General features: G+C 66.9%; 17 protein-coding genes and 3 tRNA genes. 7 read left to right on the forward strand and 13 right to left on the reverse strand.

Annotated elements, in window-relative coordinates:
* Positions 1-14: 14 nt before the first annotated feature.
* The 5 genes from CFB81_RS07480 to CFB81_RS07500 form a co-directional block, all read right to left on the reverse strand.
* The gene (locus CFB81_RS07480) at positions 15-953 is read right to left on the reverse strand and encodes a carbohydrate kinase (RefSeq protein ID WP_069621400.1); all 939 of its coding nucleotides are present in this window, start codon (positions 951-953) and stop codon (positions 15-17) included.
* 133 nt (positions 954-1086) lie between these two features.
* A complete protein-coding gene (locus CFB81_RS07485) occupies positions 1087-2031 on the reverse strand; it encodes an ABC transporter substrate-binding protein (protein ID WP_089434957.1) in 945 nt (314 codons plus the stop codon).
* 86 nt (positions 2032-2117) lie between these two features.
* Positions 2118-3155: a ribose ABC transporter permease gene (locus tag CFB81_RS07490; protein WP_089434958.1), complete on the reverse strand. Its 1038-nt coding sequence runs from the start codon at positions 3153-3155 to the stop codon at positions 2118-2120.
* A 43-nt stretch (positions 3156-3198) separates the two neighbouring features.
* Complete coding sequence (locus CFB81_RS07495) at positions 3199-4752, reverse strand: sugar ABC transporter ATP-binding protein (RefSeq protein ID WP_089434959.1); 1554 nt, start codon at positions 4750-4752, stop codon at positions 3199-3201.
* Positions 4739-5986 (reverse strand): ROK family protein, encoded by a 1248-nt coding sequence (locus tag CFB81_RS07500; protein WP_089435346.1) that lies wholly within the window; start codon positions 5984-5986, stop codon positions 4739-4741. The genes CFB81_RS07495 and CFB81_RS07500 overlap by 14 nt, the downstream gene beginning before the upstream one ends.
* Before the next feature lie 298 nt (positions 5987-6284).
* On the opposite strand from CFB81_RS07500, the gene CFB81_RS07505 reads away from it, so the two are divergent.
* Positions 6285-6662: an OsmC family protein gene (locus CFB81_RS07505; protein ID WP_089434960.1), complete on the forward strand. Its 378-nt coding sequence runs from the start codon at positions 6285-6287 to the stop codon at positions 6660-6662.
* Between the two features lie 82 nt (positions 6663-6744).
* Here CFB81_RS07505 and CFB81_RS07510 read toward each other — a convergent pair.
* From CFB81_RS07510 to CFB81_RS07525, 4 genes are all read right to left on the reverse strand, one after another.
* Positions 6745-6831, reverse strand: a tRNA-Leu gene (locus CFB81_RS07510).
* Between the two features lie 396 nt (positions 6832-7227).
* Positions 7228-7314: transfer RNA gene (locus CFB81_RS07515), tRNA-Leu, on the reverse strand.
* Between the two features lie 105 nt (positions 7315-7419).
* Positions 7420-8409 (reverse strand): aliphatic sulfonate ABC transporter substrate-binding protein, encoded by a 990-nt coding sequence (locus tag CFB81_RS07520; protein ID WP_089434961.1) that lies wholly within the window; start codon positions 8407-8409, stop codon positions 7420-7422.
* A gap of 180 nt (positions 8410-8589) precedes the next feature.
* Positions 8590-8676 (reverse strand) — tRNA-Leu (locus tag CFB81_RS07525).
* Between the two features lie 249 nt (positions 8677-8925).
* Between CFB81_RS07525 and rnr the strand changes: the two genes are divergently transcribed.
* The 6 genes from rnr to CFB81_RS07555 all read left to right on the forward strand — a co-directional run bounded on the left by rnr (position 8926) and on the right by CFB81_RS07555 (position 16157).
* Positions 8926-11403, forward strand: coding sequence for a ribonuclease R (rnr, locus tag CFB81_RS07530; protein WP_069621407.1), 2478 nt, complete (start codon positions 8926-8928; stop codon positions 11401-11403).
* A 148-nt stretch (positions 11404-11551) separates the two neighbouring features.
* A complete protein-coding gene (rlmB, locus tag CFB81_RS07535; protein ID WP_050012544.1) occupies positions 11552-12295 on the forward strand; it encodes a 23S rRNA (guanosine(2251)-2'-O)-methyltransferase RlmB in 744 nt (247 codons plus the stop codon).
* A gap of 114 nt (positions 12296-12409) precedes the next feature.
* On the forward strand, positions 12410-13282 hold the full coding sequence (locus tag CFB81_RS07540) for an N-acetylmuramoyl-L-alanine amidase (RefSeq protein ID WP_089434962.1): 873 nt from the start codon (positions 12410-12412) through the stop codon (positions 13280-13282).
* Between the two features lie 92 nt (positions 13283-13374).
* Positions 13375-14070, forward strand: a complete 696-nt coding sequence (gene rpiA, locus CFB81_RS07545) for a ribose-5-phosphate isomerase RpiA (protein WP_069621409.1) — start codon at positions 13375-13377, stop codon at positions 14068-14070.
* Between the two features lie 282 nt (positions 14071-14352).
* Positions 14353-15069 carry a FadR/GntR family transcriptional regulator gene (locus tag CFB81_RS07550; RefSeq protein WP_069621410.1) on the forward strand — a complete coding sequence of 239 codons (717 nt, stop codon included), beginning with the start codon at positions 14353-14355 and terminating at the stop codon, positions 15067-15069.
* 101 nt (positions 15070-15170) lie between these two features.
* On the forward strand, positions 15171-16157 hold the full coding sequence (locus CFB81_RS07555) for a Gfo/Idh/MocA family protein (protein ID WP_089434963.1): 987 nt from the start codon (positions 15171-15173) through the stop codon (positions 16155-16157).
* Between the two features lie 61 nt (positions 16158-16218).
* Here CFB81_RS07555 and CFB81_RS07560 read toward each other — a convergent pair whose 3' ends face one another.
* From CFB81_RS07560 to CFB81_RS07575, 4 genes are all read right to left on the reverse strand, one after another.
* A complete protein-coding gene (locus tag CFB81_RS07560) occupies positions 16219-16911 on the reverse strand; it encodes an amino acid ABC transporter permease (protein ID WP_006484207.1) in 693 nt (230 codons plus the stop codon).
* A gap of 122 nt (positions 16912-17033) precedes the next feature.
* The gene (locus tag CFB81_RS07565) at positions 17034-17828 is read right to left on the reverse strand and encodes a cystine ABC transporter substrate-binding protein (protein ID WP_089434964.1); all 795 of its coding nucleotides are present in this window, start codon (positions 17826-17828) and stop codon (positions 17034-17036) included.
* A gap of 99 nt (positions 17829-17927) precedes the next feature.
* Positions 17928-18965, reverse strand: coding sequence for a quinone-dependent dihydroorotate dehydrogenase (locus CFB81_RS07570; RefSeq protein ID WP_089434965.1), 1038 nt, complete (start codon positions 18963-18965; stop codon positions 17928-17930).
* 98 nt (positions 18966-19063) lie between these two features.
* Positions 19064-19894 carry an arginyltransferase gene (locus CFB81_RS07575; RefSeq protein WP_050012550.1) on the reverse strand — a complete coding sequence of 277 codons (831 nt, stop codon included), beginning with the start codon at positions 19892-19894 and terminating at the stop codon, positions 19064-19066.
* Positions 19895-19925 lie beyond the last annotated feature (31 nt).

The following is a 19925-nucleotide window of genomic DNA, read 5'->3' on the forward strand; positions in this document are numbered from 1 at the left end:
CGCGTCGGCGCCGTCTATTGCGAAAGGGCGGCGCCGGCGGCGGTGCGCTCGATCATGCCGGCCACTTCCGCGGCAGTTGGCGCATAGGCGCCCGCATGTTCACAGGCGACTGCCGCGCACGCGGCCGCGTAGCGCAGATGTTCGGCGGCCGACGCATCGGGCCGCGCAAGCTGGCTCGCGAGCCAGCCGCCGATGCTCGCATCGCCGCAACCGACTGTATCGACAACGTCGGTCGGGAACGCGGGCTGGAACAGCACGGTATCGCGATGCAGCAGCTGCATGCCGGCCGCGCCGCGCGTGACGAGCATCGTCGCGTCGGGCGCCCACGTGCGCAATTGCGCGAGCGCGGCCGCTTCGTCGAGCTCGGGAAACAGCCCGCGCAGATCTTCGTCGGATACCTTGATCCAGTCGGCGAGCGCGGTCAGCCGGCGCAGCGTGTCTCGATACGACGGCGCGGCCATCGGCGCGCGGAAGTTCGGATCGAACGAGATGCGCTTGCCGGCCGCGCGAGCGGCCTGCGCGAGCGCGATCAGGCGCGAAGCGAGCGGTTCGCGCACGACGCCGAGCGAGCCGACGTGCACGATGTCGGCTGCGTCGAACGCGCCGGTGGGCAAGTCGGCCGGATCGAATGCGAGATCGGCGCTGTTTTCGCCGATGAAGAAATAGTCGGGCGGCTGCTTCGACACGACCATCGCGAGCAGCGGTGCGCGGTCGACTTGCCGGATGAAACGCATGTCGAGCCCCGCGTCGGCGCTCTTGCGCATCAGCTCGTCGCCGAAGGTGTCACGGCTGACCGTACCGGCGAAGGCCGTCGGCACGCCGAGTCGCGCGCCGACGCGCGCGACGTTCCAGCACGAGCCGCCGGCGATGCTGTGCCAGTGCTGCGCGTCGTCGCGGATGAAATCGGTCAGCGCTTCGCCGAAAACGATCAGGCGGGGAAACGTCGTCGTCATGTTGAAACCTTGTGCCGCGGCGTCGCGCGCGGCCGTACGGCGGTTGATCTGAATCTGAACGGTCGGGCAGTGCCGGCCGTCGCGCGCGGCGACGCGGCCCGGCACCGCCCGGTCTCGCGGGCGATCGCCGCGATCAGCGCGGCGAGCTCCAGCCCTTGTAGGCCTTCACGTTGTCGCGCGTGACGAGCGTCGGCTCGATCAGGATCATCGGATTGGCCGGCTTCTGGCCGTTCATGATCCCGTAGCCGACGTTGACGGCCTGCTGCGCCATCGCCCACGGATCCTGGCTCGACGACGCCTGCACGAGCGTATTGGACTTGAGTGCGACTTCGATGTCGGGCGCACCGTCGACCGACGTGATCACGATGTTCGGGCGATTCAGCTGTTTCGCCGCGAGATCGGTGCCGATCGCCTGCGGGTCGTTGATCGCGAACACGCCGTCGAGTTTCGGAAAGCGCGTCAGGTAGCCCTGCATCGCGTTCATCCCGCCTTCGCGCGAGCCCTTGCCGTCCTGGTCGCTCGACAGCAGCTTGATGCCGGTGTTTTTCGCGAGCACGGCCTTGCAGCCGTTTACGCGATCGATCACGGCCGACACCTGCGGGCCGTTCTCGATGATCACGTTGCCCTTGCCGTTCAGTTTCTTCGCGAGATAGTCGCACGCGAGTTCGCCGGCCTTCACGTTGTTGGTCTGCACGGTCGCGTTCGCGCCGGCCGCCGCGACGTCCACTGCGACGACCGTGATGCCGGCCGCCTGCGCCTTCTTCACCGCCGGCTCGATCGCCTTCGGATCGGTCGCGTTGAGCAGGATCATGTCGACGTGCGCGGAGATGAAGTTGTCGATCTGCGTGAACTGCTTGTTCAGGTCGTAGTCGGCCGATACGGCCGTGACCTTCGCATTCGGGTTGAGCTGCTTCGCGCGCGCTTCTGCGCCTTTCACGATCGTGACGAAGTACGGGTTGCCGAGCGAGCCGACCGTGACGCCGATCGATTTCAGCGGCTTGTCGGCTGCATGGGCGGCGGCGGCGCCGAAGGCGAGCGCGCAGGCGACGGCGGTCAGGGCGGTTTTGTGCTTGAACATGTCGTTGTGTCTCCGGAGGGGCCGTTGGCGGACGGGCGCAGGAGGACCTGCCTGCGCCCAGATGGTTGAACTATGGGGAATGCGTGTCAGGTACGGGCCGAGTCGCGCTGGCGATAGCGGTCGAGCGCGACCGCGCCGATGATCACCAGCCCCTTGATGATGTACTGCCAGATGTCGGACACGCCGAGTAGCACGAGGCCGTTGGTCAGCACCGCGATGATCAGCGCGCCGATCAGCGTGCCGACGATCGAACCGACACCGCCGACGAAGCTCGTGCCGCCGAGGATCACCGCGGCGATCGCGTCGAGCTCGTACGACTGGCCGAGCTGCAGGCCGTTGGCCGCATACAGGCGCGCGGCCGACATCACCGCGCCGAGGCCGGCGAGCAGGCCCGACGCCGCATACACGAACATCTGGATCGCCCGCACGTTGATGCCCGACAGGCGCGCGGCTTCCGGATTGCCGCCGACCGAATAGATCCGCATCCCGAGCACCGTGCGGCGCAGGATGAACCACGAGATCGCGATCACCGCGCATGCGATCACGACGAGCCACGGCACGCCGAGGATCGAGCCGTTACCGATGAACGCGAACGGCAGTTGCGGATTGAACACGGTCGTGTCGTTGCCGATCAGCCGCGCGACGCCGCGCACGGCCGTCATCGCGCCGAGCGTGACGATGAACGGCGGCAGGCGCAGGAACGAGATCAGCCCGCCGTTGATCGCGCCGAACACGAGGCCGACGACGAGCGCGAACGGCACGCCGAGCCAGCCCCAGCCGGGAATGGTCGACGCGATGAGCGCCGCGACGGCCGACGCGGCGAGCACCGAGCCGACCGACAGATCGATGCCGCCCGTCAGGATCACGAAGGTCATGCCGGCGGCGAGCACGATGTTGATCGACGCTTGCTGCGTGACGATCGACAGGTTCTGCAGCGTGAAGAAACCGTCGGTCAGGAAGCCGAAGCCGACGCACAGGACCAGCAGCACCGGCAGCATGCCGGCCGTGCGGATCAGCGATTGCATGCGGGCGCGATGATCGGCGCCGCGCATCAGGGGCATGCGGTTGGCGACCGGATGGGCGGTCGCGGAAGCGAGGTTCCGCTGCTTGGTCGGGTTGATCATTTCGGTAGCCTGAAGGTGAGAGTGAAATGAAAAGGGGCGACGCTCAGTGCGCGTCGGCCAGTTCGGCCTGCGAGCCGGTGGCGAGCGCGATGATCGCTTCCTGCGTGATCGGCGTATGCGTGTGGCCGCCGAGTTCGCCCGCGATCTCGCCTTCGCGCATCACGAGCACGCGGTCGGCGACGCCGATGATTTCCGGCAGTTCGCTCGAGATCACGATCACGCCCACGCCGGCACGGGCCAGTTCGTTGATGATCCGGTAGATCTCGGATTTCGCGCCGATGTCGACGCCGCGCGTCGGTTCGTCGAGGATCAGCACGCGCGGCTTCGTCTCGAGCAGGCGCGACAGCAGCACTTTCTGCTGGTTGCCGCCGGACAGCGCGCCGACGTTGACGTTCGCATGCGGGACGCGGATCGACAGCGATGCAATCGCGTCGCGCGCGCGTTCGGCGCCGCGGGCGAGATCGAGCGCGCCGAGCCGCGCATCGCGGTTGCACACCGAGATGTTGATGTTGTCGCGCACGCTCATGTCGAGGAACAGGCCCTGGCGCTTGCGGTCTTCCGTCAGGTAGACGAGCCCCGCATCGATCGCGTCCCGCGGCGAGTGCGCGCCGAACGTGCGCTCGCCCAGCTTCACGTCGCCGCGCACGCGCGGCTCGGCCCCGAAGATCAGCCGCGCGAGCTCGGTTCGGCCGGCGCCGACGAGGCCCGCGATGCCGAGCACCTCGCCGGCATGCAGGTCGAAGCTGCAGCCGCGCACGCGCGCGTCGTCGGCGATGTCGCGCACCGACAGCAGCAGATGGCCGGGGTCGTACGGTGCGTGTTCCTTCTTGTAGAAGCCGGAGATGTCGCGGCCGACCATCATCGCGACGAGGCGCTCGGCCGACAGCGCCGCGCGCTCCAGCGTGCCGACGTACGTGCCGTCGCGCAGCACCGACACGCGATCGGACAGTTCGTAGATCTCCGCCATCCGGTGGCTGATGTAGATGATCGCGAGACCTTCCTCGCGCAACTGGCGGATCAGGCGGAACAGGTGTTCGGTTTCGCGCGACGACAGCGGCGTGGTCGGCTCGTCCATCACGAGGATGCGGGCGCGGGTGTGCACGGCGCGCGCGATTTCGACGAGTTGCTGCTCGGCGATCGACAGCGTGTCGACGAGCGTATCGGGCCCGAACGGGGCGCCCAGGCGCGCGAGCACGTCCTGGCAGCCGCGCGCCATCGCCGCGCGGTCGATCGTGCCCCAGCGCCGGTTGCCGCGGCGCAGTTCGCGGCCGATGTAGATGTTTTCCGCGACGGTCAGATTCGGCGACAGGCACAGCTCCTGGTAGATCACCGCGACGCCGGCATCGCGCGCGGCGAGCGGGCCGTCGATGTCGATGCGTTGGCCGTCGATCAGGATCTCGCCGCCGGCGTCGGCGCGGTAGGCGCCCGACAGGATCTTCATCAGCGTCGATTTGCCCGCGCCGTTCTCGCCCATCAGCGAATGGATCTCGCCCGGATAGACGGTGAGACTGACGTTGTCGAGGGCGCGCACGGCCGGGAACGTCTTGCTGATTCCGCGCATCTCGAGCAGCGGGCGGGGCGACTCAGAACGCGACATGGTGGACCTCCTGCAAATCGGTGCGGGCGCCCTTGAGGATGCCGGCCCGCGGGGAGAAGTTGAAAAACATCGGCAGCGTGGCGGCACCGATCGCGCCGGCGTCGGCGCCGAACGTGCCGCGCACGAGTACCGGCGTGCCGCGCGCCTCGGGCGCGGTGGCCACGAGCGCCGCGCGCAGGCGGGTCGTGACCGCGTCGAGCAGGCCCGCGTCGGTATCGGCGTCGAGCACGACCACCGGCGCATCGATCACGCACAGCACCGCGCGCAACGCCGGCGCGAGCGCGTCGACGCAGTCGTCGATCCATTCGTCGACGGCAGGCAGGCCGCGGGCGATGCATGCCTCGAGATCGGCGCGGTTCTCGACCGTCTCGCCGTGATGGCGCAGGTGGCGCACGAGCGCATGCAGCGATGCGCGCGCGAGCAGGATGTCCCACTGGCCGCGCGGCGGCGGCGCGGACGCCAGCCGGCTAGGCGGCACCGGAATCACCGCGATGTCGCCGGCATTGCCGGTCACGCCGCGCAGGCAGTCGCCGTCGACCGCGATTCCGCCGCCGATCGCCGGCCCGATGAACAGGTAGACGAAGTCGTCGCACTGCCGGCCGTACCCGTAGAACAGTTCGGCGATCGCGGCCGCGTTGCCGTCGTTTTCGCCGAATACGGGCAGTGACAGCGTGCGGCCGAGGTCGGCCGCGAAATCGACGTCTTCCCACGCGCGGAACGTATCGGGCGCGAGGCCGAGCTCGCGCATCCACGCGCCGAGGTTGTACGGCTGCGCAACGCCGACGCCGGTCAGGCGCGCACGCTCATGGTCGGGGAGCAGGGCCTGCATCGCGTCGATGTCGTGACGCACGATCTCGAGCACCTCGGCAGGCGCGGGGAGCAGCGTGTCGTGCGAGCGGCGGCCGAGCACGTCGCCCGCGAAGTTGACGAGCGCCGTCTCGATGCGCATCCGGTCGAGATGGACGCCGATGCCGAACGCGCCGCGCGGATCGAGGCGGATCAGCGAAGCCGGCTGGCCGCGCTGGCCTTCGGTGCGGCCCGCGAATTCGATCAGCTTCGCGTCGGCGAGGGACGCAATGATGCTGCCGACCGCCGTACCCGTCATGCTCGCGAGACGGGCGAGATCGGCCTTCGAGGCGCTGCCCGCACGGCGCAGCGTTTTCAGCAGCAGGCGCTCGTTGTAACGGCGCACGTTGGCCGAATTGCTTCCCTGGCCGAAGTGCGGGCTTCTCATGGCGTCTCCTTCCATGTCGCACCGCTCGGCGGCGCATTAAATAAATCACGTTGATTTATTTAACCGCGTGAGCGGCGGCCTGTCAGCCTAGGGAAATCCCGGTTGTGTCCGGGAACGACGGCCGGGCGCGGCCGCCCGCGGCACGCCGGATGACCTGCAATTGCGAATTCGTCTGATGGATTTGCCGTTGGCCACGCGTCATGATCGCCGGCCGGGCCGCATACGACAGCGCAGCCGGAAGAGGGCGACGTCTGCGGGCGCCGCGTGATGCGGGGGGGCAGAGTCGGTCGTTCATTGGGTGCGGGACGGCGGAGGCTGCGTCCACGTCTGCACTCGGGAGAAACGCCATGCATCGTACGACGCGGGTGACGGTACGAATCCGGAGCAGTTGTTCGCGGCCGGCTTCGCGGCATGCTTTCATGGCGCGTTGACGCTGGTTGCGATGCGGCGCCGGATTCGCCTGCCGACCGATCTCGCGATCGCGGCCACCGCAACGTTTCAGCGCGATCCGGCGGATGGGCTGTTTGCGATCGCGCCCGATGTCGCGGTCGGCATGCCGGGCGTCGATGCAGATGCTGCGCGCGAGCGGGGCGCGGAGACGGAGGCGATTTGTCCGTACGCGAAGATGGCGCGGCGCGGGATTCGGCATGTCGTGCGCGTGACCGGGACGGTGTAATCACGATGTCGCCGGGGGATCGCCGCTTGCGGCGGCGGATATGAAAAAAGGCCGGCATAAAGCCGACCTTTTTAAAAACAGATGGTGCCCAGGAGAGGACTCGAACCTCCACGATGTTGCCACCGCTAGGACCTGAACCTAGTGCGTCTACCAATTCCGCCACCTGGGCACGTTTCGCTTGCTGCGATGCGAAGACCGCTATTTTAGCGTGCTGGCGGAGTCTGTCAACACAATTTCAGGTCTTGAACGCAAATAATTCGGGACCGTTTTGCGGCGAGGAAGGGCGTGCGCGGCGTCGATGTGCGCAATCGTCGATTCGAGTTGCGAGTGAGGGGGGGGCGTCTGTCGGTACGTACCGCGACTCGGCGCCGGAAGTGAAGCGGCCGGTTAGAAGCCGACCTTTTTTGGAAAACAGAGGGTGCCAGGGAGGACTCAGTCACCATGTGCGACCCGGTTGCGCTTGCAAGCGCAGCCTTTCGAGGCCTCGTGCAAAGCGAGTAGGCGCTTTGCTTCCTGGGCGCGAAATGAAAAAAGGCCGGCAAAAGCCGACCTTTTTAAATACAGATGGTGCCCAGGAGAGGACTCGAACCTCCACGATGTTGCCACCGCTAGGACCTGAACCTAGTGCGTCTACCAATTCCGCCACCTGGGCACGTTTTGCAGTAGCTGCTTGCTGCAAAGAAGAGAGATTATAGCGTGCTTGGAAACGCTGTCAACACAATTCGATCGATGACAAAAAATATTGCGCGCCGCGCCATCACGCGCCGATCGGCTCCGCCCGTTTGGCCGTGAAATTCCAGCGCAGCGCTTCACTCGTGTCGACGCGGGCCGGCAGCAAGCCGGCTGCGAGAAACGTATCCGCGATCTTCTGTTGTTCACCGAAATTCTGCGTGGCAACGGCGCGCACCAGATAGCTGCGTCGCGCATTCGCGCGCTCGATTGTCCCTGCGTCGAGTCCCCAGATCGGCGCCAGGGTATGGGCCGCTTCCTGCTGATGGTCGCGCAGCCACGCGCCTGCCTGCGACAACCGGTCGAACACGATCTGGATGACGTCGGGGCGCGCGGCGGCAAAACTGCTCGACGCGAGGTAATAGCGCTGGTATGACGCGAGGCCGCTGCCGTCGGCCAGAATCCGCACGTCGGGATTCGCGTCGACCGACGCGACGTACGGATCCCACGTAATCCAGGCATCGACACTGCCGCGCTCGAATGCCGCGCGGCCGTCCGCCGGTGTCAGATAGTGGATGGTGGTGTCGCTGGTGGTGAGCTTCGCGCGTGCGAGCGCGGCAAGCAGCAGGTAGTGGCTGCCGGCCGCCTTCGTGACGGCGATCCGCTTGCCCTTGAGATCGGTGAGCGAGCGCAGCGTGCTGTCCTGCTTGACGATGATGGCCTGCGCCTTCGGCGACGGCGCTTCCTGTGCGACGTACACGAAACGGGCATGCGCGGCTTGCGCGAAGACCGGAACCGTGTCGGCCACGTCGGCGCTGAAATCGAGCGCGCCGACGTTGAGTGCTTCGGTCAGCGGCAGGCCGCTCGCGAATTCATGCCACGACACGCGCAGGTCGAGCGGTGCGAGCGACTGCTCCAGCGTGCCGCGCGTCTTGAGTAGCGTGATGAGCGTCGACGATTTCTGGTATCCGATGCGCAGCGTGATGGGCGTGTTCTCGGCGTGCGCTCGAATGCCGGCGGCGCTCAGACCGGCGGCCAGCATCGCGCGTGCGAACGCACGGCGGTTCATCGACATCATGGATGGTGCCTCGTTGGATTCGTTGAAAGCGAGGCGGCTAACGTACCAACGGGGACGGCAATCGATAAGCGATTAATTCTGCTATCGATCGGAGTGGTGGGCATATGGCAGGCGCGTGCCGGTAATACGGTGCCCGAAATGAAAAAAGGCCGGCATAAAGCCGACCTTTTTAAAAACAGATGGTGCCCAGGAGAGGACTCGAACCTCCACGATGTTGCCACCGCTAGGACCTGAACCTAGTGCGTCTACCAATTCCGCCACCTGGGCACGTTTTGCAGTAGCTGCTTGCTGCAAAGAAGCGAAATTATAGCGCCCCAATTATTCCTGTCAACACTTTTTTGCGATGCAGCGCAAACCGGCTGCCGCTGCGCGTGCCGGCGGCCTTTCCGTCATTTGACGACACGGGCGGGTGATAGAATGACCCGCCGCCGTCAATATAGAACTGTCAGACGGACACCTCTATGTTGATGCCGTGCACCATCAGTCAACGCAACGAGAACAATCATCGACAAACCCTTGAGCAAATATCCGTACCCCATTCCGAGCCGTGAAGAGATTCTCGGCGTGCTGCGTACGAGCGACGCGCCGCTGGCCGCCAACGACATCGCCGAAGCCCTGTCGATCAAGCGTCAGGAGCGCGAGGGGTTCTTCCGGCGTGTCGCCGCGATGGAACGTGACGGCCAGATCCGCCTCGACAAGCGCGGCCACTACCAGTTGACCCATCCGTCGAATTTCGTCGCGGGGCGCGTGCAGGGGCATCGCGACGGCTACGGGTTCGTGATCCGCGACGACGGTCAGGACGATCTGTTCTTGCCGAACGGCGAAATGCAGAAGGTGATGCACAACGACCGCGTGCTCGCGCGGATCGTCGGCTACGATCGCCGCGGCCGGCCGGAAGGGCATGTCGTCGAAGTCACCGAGCGCGCGAACAAGCGCGTGATCGGCCGCCTGCTGAACGAGAACGGCGCGCTGATCGTCGCGCCGGAAGACAAGCGCATCGGCCACGACATCCTGATCACGCAGAACGTGAAGAAGGCGAAGGTCGGGCAGGTCGTCGTCGTCGAGTTGACCGATTTCCCGAGCCGTCATTCGCAGCCGCTCGGCCGTGTCGTCGAAGTGCTCGGCGATATCGACGATCCGGGCATGGAAATCGAAATCGCGGTGCGCAAGTACGGCGTGCCGCACGAATTCAGCCAGCCGGCGCTCGACGAAGCCGCCGCGCTGCCCGACAAGGTGCGGCCGGCCGACCTGCGTTTCCGCGTCGACCTGCGCGACGTGCCGCTCGTGACGATCGACGGCGAGGACGCTCGCGACTTCGACGATGCCGTCTACTGCGAGCCGGTCAAGGTCGGTCGCGGCGACGGCTACCGGCTGATCGTCGCGATCGCCGACGTATCGCACTACGTGCAGCCGGGTAGCGGGCTCGATACCGACGCGCTCGAGCGCAGTACGTCGGTCTACTTCCCGCGCCGCGTGATCCCGATGCTGCCGGAGAAATTGTCGAACGGCCTCTGTTCGCTGAATCCGCAGGTCGACCGCTGCGTGCTCGCATGCGACATGGTGATCACCGCGCGCGGCGAGATCAAGGCATACCAGTTCTATCCGGCGGTGATCCACTCGGCGGCGCGCCTGACGTACACCGAAGTCGCGGCCGTGCTGTCGAACACGAAGGGGCCGGAGGCCGCGCGCCGGGCCGATCTGTTGCCGCACCTGCAGGATCTGTACGGCGTCTACAAGTCGCTGTTCGCCGCCCGCCAAAAGCGCGGCGCGATCGACTTCGACACGACCGAGACCTATATCGTCTGCAATTCGCAGGGCAAGATCGAGCAGATCGTGCCGCGTCAGCGCAACGACGCGCACAAGCTGATCGAGGAATGCATGCTGGCCGCGAACGTCTGCGCGGCCGACTTCCTGAAGCGCAACAAGCATCCGGGCCTGTACCGCGTGCACGCGGGGCCGACGCCGGAGAAGCTCGAGAACCTGCGTGCGTTCCTGCGCGGGATGGGCCTGTCGCTCGGCGGCGGCGACAAGCCGCATGCGAGCGACTACGCGGCGCTGATGGCGCAGATCCGCGACCGGCCGGACGCGCAGATGCTGCAGCCGATGCTGCTGCGCTCGATGCAGCAGGCGGTCTACAGCCCGGACAACATCGGCCACTTCGGTCTCGCGTACGAGGCGTACGCGCACTTCACGAGCCCGATCCGCCGCTATCCGGACCTGCTCACGCACCGCGCGATCTACGCGATCCTGTCCGGCAAGAAGTACGCGCCGAAGGCGCCGGAAGGCTTCGAGCTGAATACCGCGCTGTCGCCGCGCGCCCGCGCGATGCAGCAGGCCGACGACGACGCGCGCGGCCGTTCGCGCTCGAACACGGCGATCTGGGAAGAGCTGGGCCTGCATTGCTCGGCGAACGAGCGCCGTGCGGACGAGGCGTCGCGCGACGTGGAAGCGTGGCTCAAGTGCTACTTCATGCGCGACAAGCTCGGCGAGGAGTACGGCGGGATGGTGAACGGCGTGACGTCGTTCGGCATTTTCGTGCAGCTCGACACGCTGTTCATCGAAGGGCTCGTGCACGTGACGGAGCTCGGCTCGGACTACTTCCAGTACGACGAGATCAAGAACGAGCTGCGCGGCGAACGCACGGGCATCCGCTATCGCCTGTCGGACCGCGTGCGCGTGCAGGTGAGCCGCGTCGATCTCGATGCGCGCAAGATCGATTTCCGCCTGGTGCGCGATACGCCGGTGAAGGCGCCGCGTCCGTCGCCCGTGCCGGCTGCCGGCGTCGATCGCAACGGCAGCGGCCCGCGCGTGCGTGCGCTGCCGCCGGTCGAGGAGGCCGTGCCGCGTCGCAAGACGGCCGCGAGCGCGCCGAGCGTCGCGGTGAAGGAAGCGCGCGCCGCGCGTGGCGCCGCGAAGAAGAAGGGCGGCGGCGGTGGCGGCGGCTCACCCGCGAAGCCGACCGCGAAGAAGGCCCGCGCCCGCAAGAAGTATTGAGCGTTCGGGGCGGCGTACGCGCCCGCCCCGCAGTATCGAGAGACGCCGCGTCACCGGTCATCGGCCGGCCACGCGGCGCTTTCCTTTTCCATGGATCGCGGCTGCGCATGTCGCGCGGCCGCACGTTTGATCGAAGGTTGTTCCAGTCATGTCACGTCTGAAGGTTCTTTACGGTTTTCATGCGGTGACCGCACGTTTGCGGCACGATGCATCGACGGTGGCGGAGGTGCTGTACGACCAGACGCGCCGCGACCGCCGCATGCAGGACTTCCTGCACACCGCGAAGGAAGCGGGCGTGCGGCTGATCGCGGCCGACGAAACGCGCCTGTGGGGCCTCGCGCACACCGAGCGCCACCAGGGCGTCGTCGCGCGCGTCGAGGACATGCCGCTCGCGCAGAACCTGTCCGAGCTGCTCGACGGTATCAACGGGCCCGCGCTGCTGCTCGTGCTCGACGGCGTCACCGATCCGCACAACCTCGGCGCGTGCCTGCGGGTCGCCGATTCGGCCGGCGCGCACGCGGTGATCGCGCCGCGCGACCGGGCGGTCGGCCTCAACGCGACCGCTGCCAAGGTGGCGAGCGGTGCGGCGGATACGGTGCCGTACATCACGGTGACGAACCTCGCCCGCGCGCTGCGCGAGCTGAAGGAAGCCGGCGTGTGGATCATCGGCACGTCGGATGAAGCATCGGCGACGCTCTACGATACAAAGCTCGACGGCCCCGTCGCGCTCGTGATGGGCGCGGAAGGCGAGGGCATGCGCCGGCTCACGCGCGACACCTGCGACGAAGTGATGAGCATCCCGATGGCCGGCAGCGTGGAAAGCCTGAACGTGTCGGTCGCCAGCGGCGTGTGCCTGTACGAAGCCGTGCGCCAGCGGCGCGTGAAGGGCTGAGCCCGCGGCTGCCCCGACCCGATCCGTCCCGCGCGCGACGCGCGGGCGTCGAATGACCCGAACGACGCGTGCCGCGATGCAACGCGGCACGCGGCTCTCCGGAACTCGCGACCGATGACCCTGTTTCGTGTTGGCGTTTCCTGCGCCGTGCTCGGCCTGCTCGCGGCCTGCACGTCGCCGTCGCTCGTCGAACGCGACGCCTACTATGCCGACACGAGCCTGCACGCGCGCGGCGCCGATTCGCGGATCCGCTTTCTCGTGATGCATTACACCGAAAGCGACGAGACGAAATCGCTGCGCACGCTGACCGGCGAGTCGGTCAGCGTGCATTACGTCATCCCGCCGCAGCCGCGCACCGAGCGCGGGATGCCCGTCGTCTACCAGCTCGTTCCGGAGGCGCGGCGCGCGTGGCACGCGGGCGTCAGCGAGTGGCAGGGCACGACCGAGCTGAACGCGGTGTCGATCGGCATCGAGAACGTGAACCGCGGCCCGCTCGACGCGCAGCGGCGCACCTGGCAGCCGTATCCGCCCGAACAGGTCGACGCGCTGATCCGTCTGTCGAAGGACATCGTCGCGCGCTACGGGATTGCGCCGACGCGCGTGGTCGGGCACAGCGACATCGCGCCGCAACGCAAGATCGATCCCGGGCCGCTGTTTCCGTGGCATGCGCTCGCGCAAGCCGGCGTCGGCGCATGGCCGGACGACGCGACCGTCGCCGCGCGGCTCGGCGGGCGCGACCCGCACGCGCCGGTCGACGTGCGCGAACTGCAGCTCAAGCTCGCGCGCTACGGCTACGACGTGCCGACCGACGGCGTGCTCGACACGCGCACGCAACGCGTGTTCGCGGCGTTCCAGATGCATTTCAGGCCGTCCGATTACGCGGGCAATCCGGACGCGGAAAGCGACGCGATCGCGCAGGCGCTGCTCGACAAGTACTTCCCCGGCGCGCCAGCGGCGGACCCCGCACCGGCGGCCGACACGCGCTGAATACGCGGCGCGGCGCATGCCGAAAAACGCGGGGGCGCCCACCGACTCCGGTAAACTGGCGGTTTTTCGCCATCCCGCAGCATTACCACGCCATGACTCAAGACGAACTCAAACGCCTCGTCGGCCAGGCCGCCGCCGATTACGTGATCCAGAACGTGCCGGAAGGCGCCGTGATCGGTGTCGGCACCGGCTCGACCGCCAACTGCTTCATCGACGCGCTCGCCGCCGTCAAATCGCGCTATCGCGGCGCCGTGTCGAGCTCGGTCGCCACGACCGAACGCCTGAAATCGCACGGCATCAAGGTGTTCGACCTGAACGAGATCGAGTCGCTTCAGGTGTACGTCGACGGCGCCGACGAGATCGACGCCGGCGGCGCGATGATCAAGGGTGGCGGCGGCGCGCTGACGCGCGAGAAGATCGTCGCGTCGGTGGCCGACACGTTCGTCTGCATCGCGGACGCCAGCAAGCGCGTGCCGGTGCTCGGCGCGTTCCCGCTGCCGATCGAGGTCGTGCCGATGGCGCGCACGGCGATCGGCCGGCGCGTGACCGCGCTCGGCGGCGTGCCCGTGCTGCGCGTGACGAAGGACGGCGCGCCGTATATCACCGACAACGGCAACGAGATCATCGACGTGAAGGGCCTGCAGATCGCCGATCCGCGTGGTTTCGAAGCACAGGTGAACGCATGGCCGGGCGTCGTGACGGTCGGCCTGTTCGCCGAACGCGGCGCGAATCTGTGCTTGCTCGGCACGGAAAACGGCGTCGAAACGATCGTTTATCCGGCTGGCTGAATCTGAATGAGAAGCAGTCCGTAACGGCGCGGTATCGGCCGTCATGGATTGGATGGTTAAATCTTGTGGAAACCGGGGTCCGGCAGGCGCGGCGCGCTTCCCGGGCCTTTTTTTTAGCCGTATAAATCACCTCGTTCAAAAGAGGGATAACCCTGTCAGGTGTTTACCAGATAGCGAAATATCGTCGAACTCATCAACTTATAGATCATAAGAACAGAGTAGTAACCAGGGCCGGCGGAACTGCGGAGCAGGTGTTCGCAAATCGACGCACGGGGAGGTGTCATGGAGCAGGGCAAAGACCGGTCACTGGTCGCCAAAGTGATGGATGGGCTTGTCGCGGGTATCGTCGAAGACAAGTACGGCGGCATCTTGCCGCCACAGGACGTGCTGTCGAAAGAGTTCGACGTGAGCCGCACGGTCATGCGAGAAGCGTTGTCGATGTTGCTTGCGCGCGACATGCTCGACGTGCGTCCGAAAGTCGGTACGCGCGTGCGGCCGATGCGCGACTGGCGGATGATCGACGAGGACGTCGTGAGCTGGCGATTTCGGGCAAAGCCCGATCCGCAGTTCATGCGCGACGTCATCGAATTCCGGATGCTGATCGAGCCGCGTGCGACCGCGCAGGCGGCGGTGCGTGCGACGGCGGCCGACATCGCGGGCATTCGCGAAGCGTTCGATGCGTTCAAGGTGCTGCAGCCGGGCGACGCCGGCTACGACACGGCGGACGAGCTGCTGCACACGCGGATCGTCCAGGCGAGCGGCAACCAGTTCTTCCAGCAGATGGCGGCGATCGTGCGCGGCGCAGTGCGTCTCGTGAATCCGCGCGTCGTGCAGAAGGAAGGCGCGCACGACATCGCGGTGAAGGCGCATGCGCGCGTCGTCGATGCGATCGAGCGGCGCGACCCGCGCGAAGCCGAAGCGGCGTCGCTCGCGCTGATCGATTTCAGCGCGGACGAGATTTCGCGCGATTTCTCGGTCGACGTGCCGGTACGCGCCTGACGTCATGCGCGTCGCTCATCCGTGTGCCGCCGGGCCGTTTATCATGACGGCCGGCCGGCAGCGTGCCGGCAACCGTCATACGACCGACACGGAAGATCAGGATGAACGACAACGACCATCGCCCGGTGCGCTTCGGCATCGTCGGTGCAGGCGGCATTGCGCGCCGCTTCGCGCAAAGCCTTGCACACGTGCCGGGCGCCACGCTCGCCGGCGTCTGGGCCCGCCGCGCCGATGCAGCGGCCGCCTTCTGCGAGACATACGGCGGCACGCCCGCCGCGCGCTTCGACGCGCTCCTCGCGAGCGAGATCGACGCGGTCTACATCGCGACGCTCCATGACAGTCATGCGCAGTACTCGCTGGCCGCGCTGGCTGCCGGCAAGGCCGTGCTGTGCGAGAAACCCGCGGCGCTGAACGCCGCGCAACTCGACACGGTGCTGCACGCGGCGCGCGATGCCGGGCGGCTCTTCATGGAGGCGATGAAGCCGCCATTCTTCCCGCTGTACCGTCAACTGCGTGCGCACTTGCGTGACGATCCGATCGGCGAGATCCGGCTCGTGCGGGCGGGTTGCGCCTCGTCGTCGGTGCCGGACGATCATTCCGTCTATCGGCTCGATCGCGCGGGCGGCGCGCTGCTCGATATCGGCATCTACGAGGCGTTTCTCGCCGTCGACTGGCTTGGCGCGGCGCGCGACGTGCAGACGCTCGGCCGCGTCGGTGCGACGGGTGTCGACCTGTTCGCGAGCCTGAACAGCGTGCATGCGAACGGCGGGATCGCGCAGCTTTTTTGCGGGCTCGACGTGATGGGGCGCGGCGACGCGCTGATCGCGGCCGCCGGCGGCCACGTGACGATTCACGAGAAGTGGTGGAACCCCGAGCGTGCGACGATCCGCTATGCGGACGGGCGCACCGTCGAACTCGACGCGCCGGCCGCGGGCGGCGGGCTGAACTACGAAACCGCGCATTTCTGCGACCTGCTGCGCGCGGGCGAGACCGAAAGCCCGATCATGACGCACGACCATTCGCGGCAGATGATCGCGATGACCGATGCGGCGCGCGCCGTGCTCGGCGTGCGCTATTCAGGCGAATAGACGGAGCAGGCGGGAAGGAGGGGGCCGGGCCCGCGAGCGCGGCCCGGCGTAACGGCGTGGCTCAGTGCCGCGACGGCAGCGACAGGCGCTTTTCGTACCAGCGCTGCACCCATTCGAGAATCTGGCACAGGATCCAGTACACGGCCGCGGCGGCGAGATAGAGCGGCAGCGGCTGATAGGTCGCGGCGATCACTTCCTGCGCGCTGCGCAGCAGTTCGGTCACGGTGATCACCGACACGAGCGACGTGTCCTTGATCAGGCTGATCAGGCTGTTCGACAGGCTCGGCACCGCGATGCGCAGCGCCTGCGGGCCGATCACGTAGCGCAGCGTCTGGCCCCACGACAGCCCGAGGCTGTACGCGGCGAGCCACTGGCCGCGCGCGATCCCGTTGATCGCGCCGCGCATGCTTTCCGACATGTACGCCGCGACGTTCGCGGACAGCGCGATGACGCCGGCCGGCGTCGGGTCGAGCGAGATGCCGAGGCTCGGCAGCCCGTAATAGATGACGAAGATCTGCACGAGCAGCGGCGTGCCGCGCATCAGGCTCACGTACGCGCGCGCCAGCCACGCGAGCGCATTGACCCAGATGCGCTCGAAGCCGTCGAGTGCTTCGCTCTGCCGGATACCCATCATCGCGAGCACGACCGCGCCAAGCAGGCCGAACACCATCGACAGCACGGCGAACTTGACGGTCAGTACGGCACCCTGGGCGAGCACCGGCAGCGATTGGACGAGCAGGGACGTTGTCGACATGGAATACGAAGCGAATGCGTGCGCGAAAGCGCAATCATAAACCGGACCGATAAAACAAAGGGCGGCATCGTTGCGGATGCCGCCCTTTCCGGCCCGCCGTCGGGCGGGAAATGCAGGCGTGCTTACTTGATCGGTTTCGTCACGTCGATGCCGAACCACTTGTCGGAGATCTTCGTGAACGTGCCGTCGGCTTCGAGTTGCGCCATCGCGTCGTCGATTGCCTTCTGAAACTTCGGGTTGCCCTTCTTGAACGGGATGCCCGACGGGTTCGCCGAGCCGACGTTCGCGCCCGGGCGCAGCGGCAGCTGGGAATTCTTCGTCAGGTACGCGAGCATCAGGCGGTCGTTGAGCGCCGCGTCGAGGCGACCGGCCGCGAGATCGCGCAGGTACTCGGGCGCGCCCGGGTACGTCTTCACGTCGATGCCGGGCACCGACTTCGCCATGTCCATGTAGTTGGTGCCGAGCGCGACGCCGAGCTTCTTGCCCTTCAGGTCTTCCAGCGACTTGAACTCGCGCGTGTCGTCCTTGCGCTGGATCAGTTGCGCGGACGAGTACGTGTACGCGGGCGAGAAGTCGAGCGTTTCCTTGCGCTTGTCGGTGATGCCGACCTGGTTGACGATCACGTCGAACTTGCCGGCCTGCAGGCCCGCGATGATGCCGCTCCATTCGGTCGTCACGAACTCGGCCTTCACGCCGAGCTTCGCGGCGACGGCCTTCGCGATGTCGACGTCGAAGCCGACGAGTTCGCCTTGCGGGTTCTTCGAGTTGAACGGCGGGAACGTGCCTTCGAGGCCGACGCGCAGCGTGCCGCGTTGTTTGACCTGGTCGAGGAGGTCGGCCGCGTGGGCGGTTGCCGCAGCGAACGACGTGCCGATCACGCCGGCAACCAGCAGCTTCTTCAACAGCGAAAATTTCATCGTGTGTGTCCTTGCCCTGTCCGGGTCAATGATTCTGATATGGGTGCGATGATAGCAAAAACGCTATCGATGGCTAAATACAGTTTGTTTATGGCTATATCACGCGCTGCGTTCGTGGGCGATCGCCTTCACGCATTCCGACACGAGCGCCGGGCCGCGATAGATGAAGCCGGTATAGAGCTGGACGAGCGCCGCGCCGGCCGCCAGCTTCGCTCGGGCGTCCTCGCCCGAGAAAATGCCGCCGACACCGATGATCGGCACGTCGTTGCCGACCTCGGCGTGCAGCTTGCGGATCACTTCGTTCGACGCGTCGAACACGGGGCGGCCCGACAGGCCGCCGGCTTCGTCCGCGTGCGGCAGGCCCTGGACGGCCGCGCGCGACAGCGTCGTATTGGTGGCGATCACCGCTTCGATCTTGTGGCGCAGCAGCGTGTCGCCGATTTCCTTGACCTGCTCGTCGTCGAGATCGGGCGCGATCTTCAGCGCGAGCGGCACGAGCTTGCCGTGCAGGTCGGCGAGGCGCCGCTGCTTGTCCTTCAGCGCGGCGAGCAGCGCGTCGAGCTCGCCTGCACCCTGCAACTGGCGCAGGTTCTTCGTGTTCGGCGACGAGATGTTGATCGTCACGTAGCTCGCGAACGGGTACACGCGCTCGAGGCAGTACAGGTAATCCTCGGCCGCGCGTTCGATCGGCGTGTCGGCGTTCTTGCCGATGTTCAGGCCCAGGATGCCGCGATAGCGGGCGGCCTGCACGTTCTTCACGAACTGGTCGACGCCATGGTTGTTGAAGCCCATCCGGTTGATCAGCGCTTCGGCCTGCGGCAGCCGGAACATCCGCGGGCGCGGGTTGCCGGGCTGCGGTCGCGGCGTGACCGTGCCGACCTCGATGAAGCCGAAGCCGAGCGCCGCGAGGCCGTCGATGGCCGCGCCGTCCTTGTCGAGGCCGGCCGCGAGGCCGACCGGGTTGCGGAACGTGAGCCCCATCACGGTGCGCGGCGCGTCGGGCACGCGGGCCGACAGCGCGCAGGCGAGGCCGGTGCGGCCGGCCGCGCCGAGCGCGCGCAGCGTAAGGTGGTGAGCGTCTTCCGCATCCATTTTGAACAGGGATGCGCGGGCCAGCGGATAGAGGGAACTGAACACGGGAATGGGGCGGACGGCCGAAATGAATGACAACCCGCTATTTTACCGGGAGTTGTGCGGCACGGGCGTGCTTCGCTTCGTAGCCGCCGCGACGCGCGTCAGCCCGAGCCGGAATGTCCGCCCGGCAATGGCGCACGCGCCAGCGCCGCGTCGACGGGCGGCAGGTCGATCCGCTCCGGATCGAGCGTCTTCCAGCGGCCGTCGATCAGCCCCTCGAGCGGATGGAAGTTCGCCTTGTAGGCCATCTTCGGGCTCTCGCGAATCCAGTAGCCGAGGTACACGTAGGGCAGCCCGAGGCTCTTCGCCTGCTCGATCTGCCACAGGATGTTGTAGGTGCCGTAGCTCGTGTGCCGGTCGTCCGGCTCGAAGAACGTGTAGACCGACGACAGCCCGTCGCCGAGGATGTCGATCATGCTGACCATCCGCAGCTTGCCGGGTTCGCCGCCCGGTGCGTCGAGGTCGCGGAATTCGACGAGGCGCGAGTTGATCCGGCTTTGCAGCAGGAACTGTTCATACTGGTCGCGGCTGTCGCGATCCATGCCGCCGCCCGCGTGGCGCGCGGACTGGTAGCGCATGTAGAGCGCGTAGTGCTCTTCGTCGTAGTGCAGCGGCGACACCGTCGCGACCAGCGTGCGGTGCCGCTTCCACATCCTGCGCTGCGTGCGCGTCGGCGCGAACTCGCCGACCGGCACGCGCACCGGCACGCAGGCGCGGCAGCCGTCGCAGTACGGGCGGTACGTGAAGACGCCGGAGCGGCGGAAGCCGGCCTTCACGAGTTCGGTGTAGATGTCGGAATTGATCAGGTGGCTCGGCGTCGCGACTTGCGAGCGTGCGATGCGGCCGTCCAGATAGCTGCACGGATAGGGCGCCGTTGCATAGAATTGCAGCGCCGAAAGCGGTGAAAGCGGCAGCTCAGTCGGGTGAGTCATGGGCAGCTCTCGATGCAGGGAAGGAGTGCCG

It is taken from the genome of Burkholderia sp. AU28863, from assembly GCF_002223195.1.
GTDB classification, from domain to species: Bacteria; Pseudomonadota; Gammaproteobacteria; order Burkholderiales; family Burkholderiaceae; genus Burkholderia; species Burkholderia sola.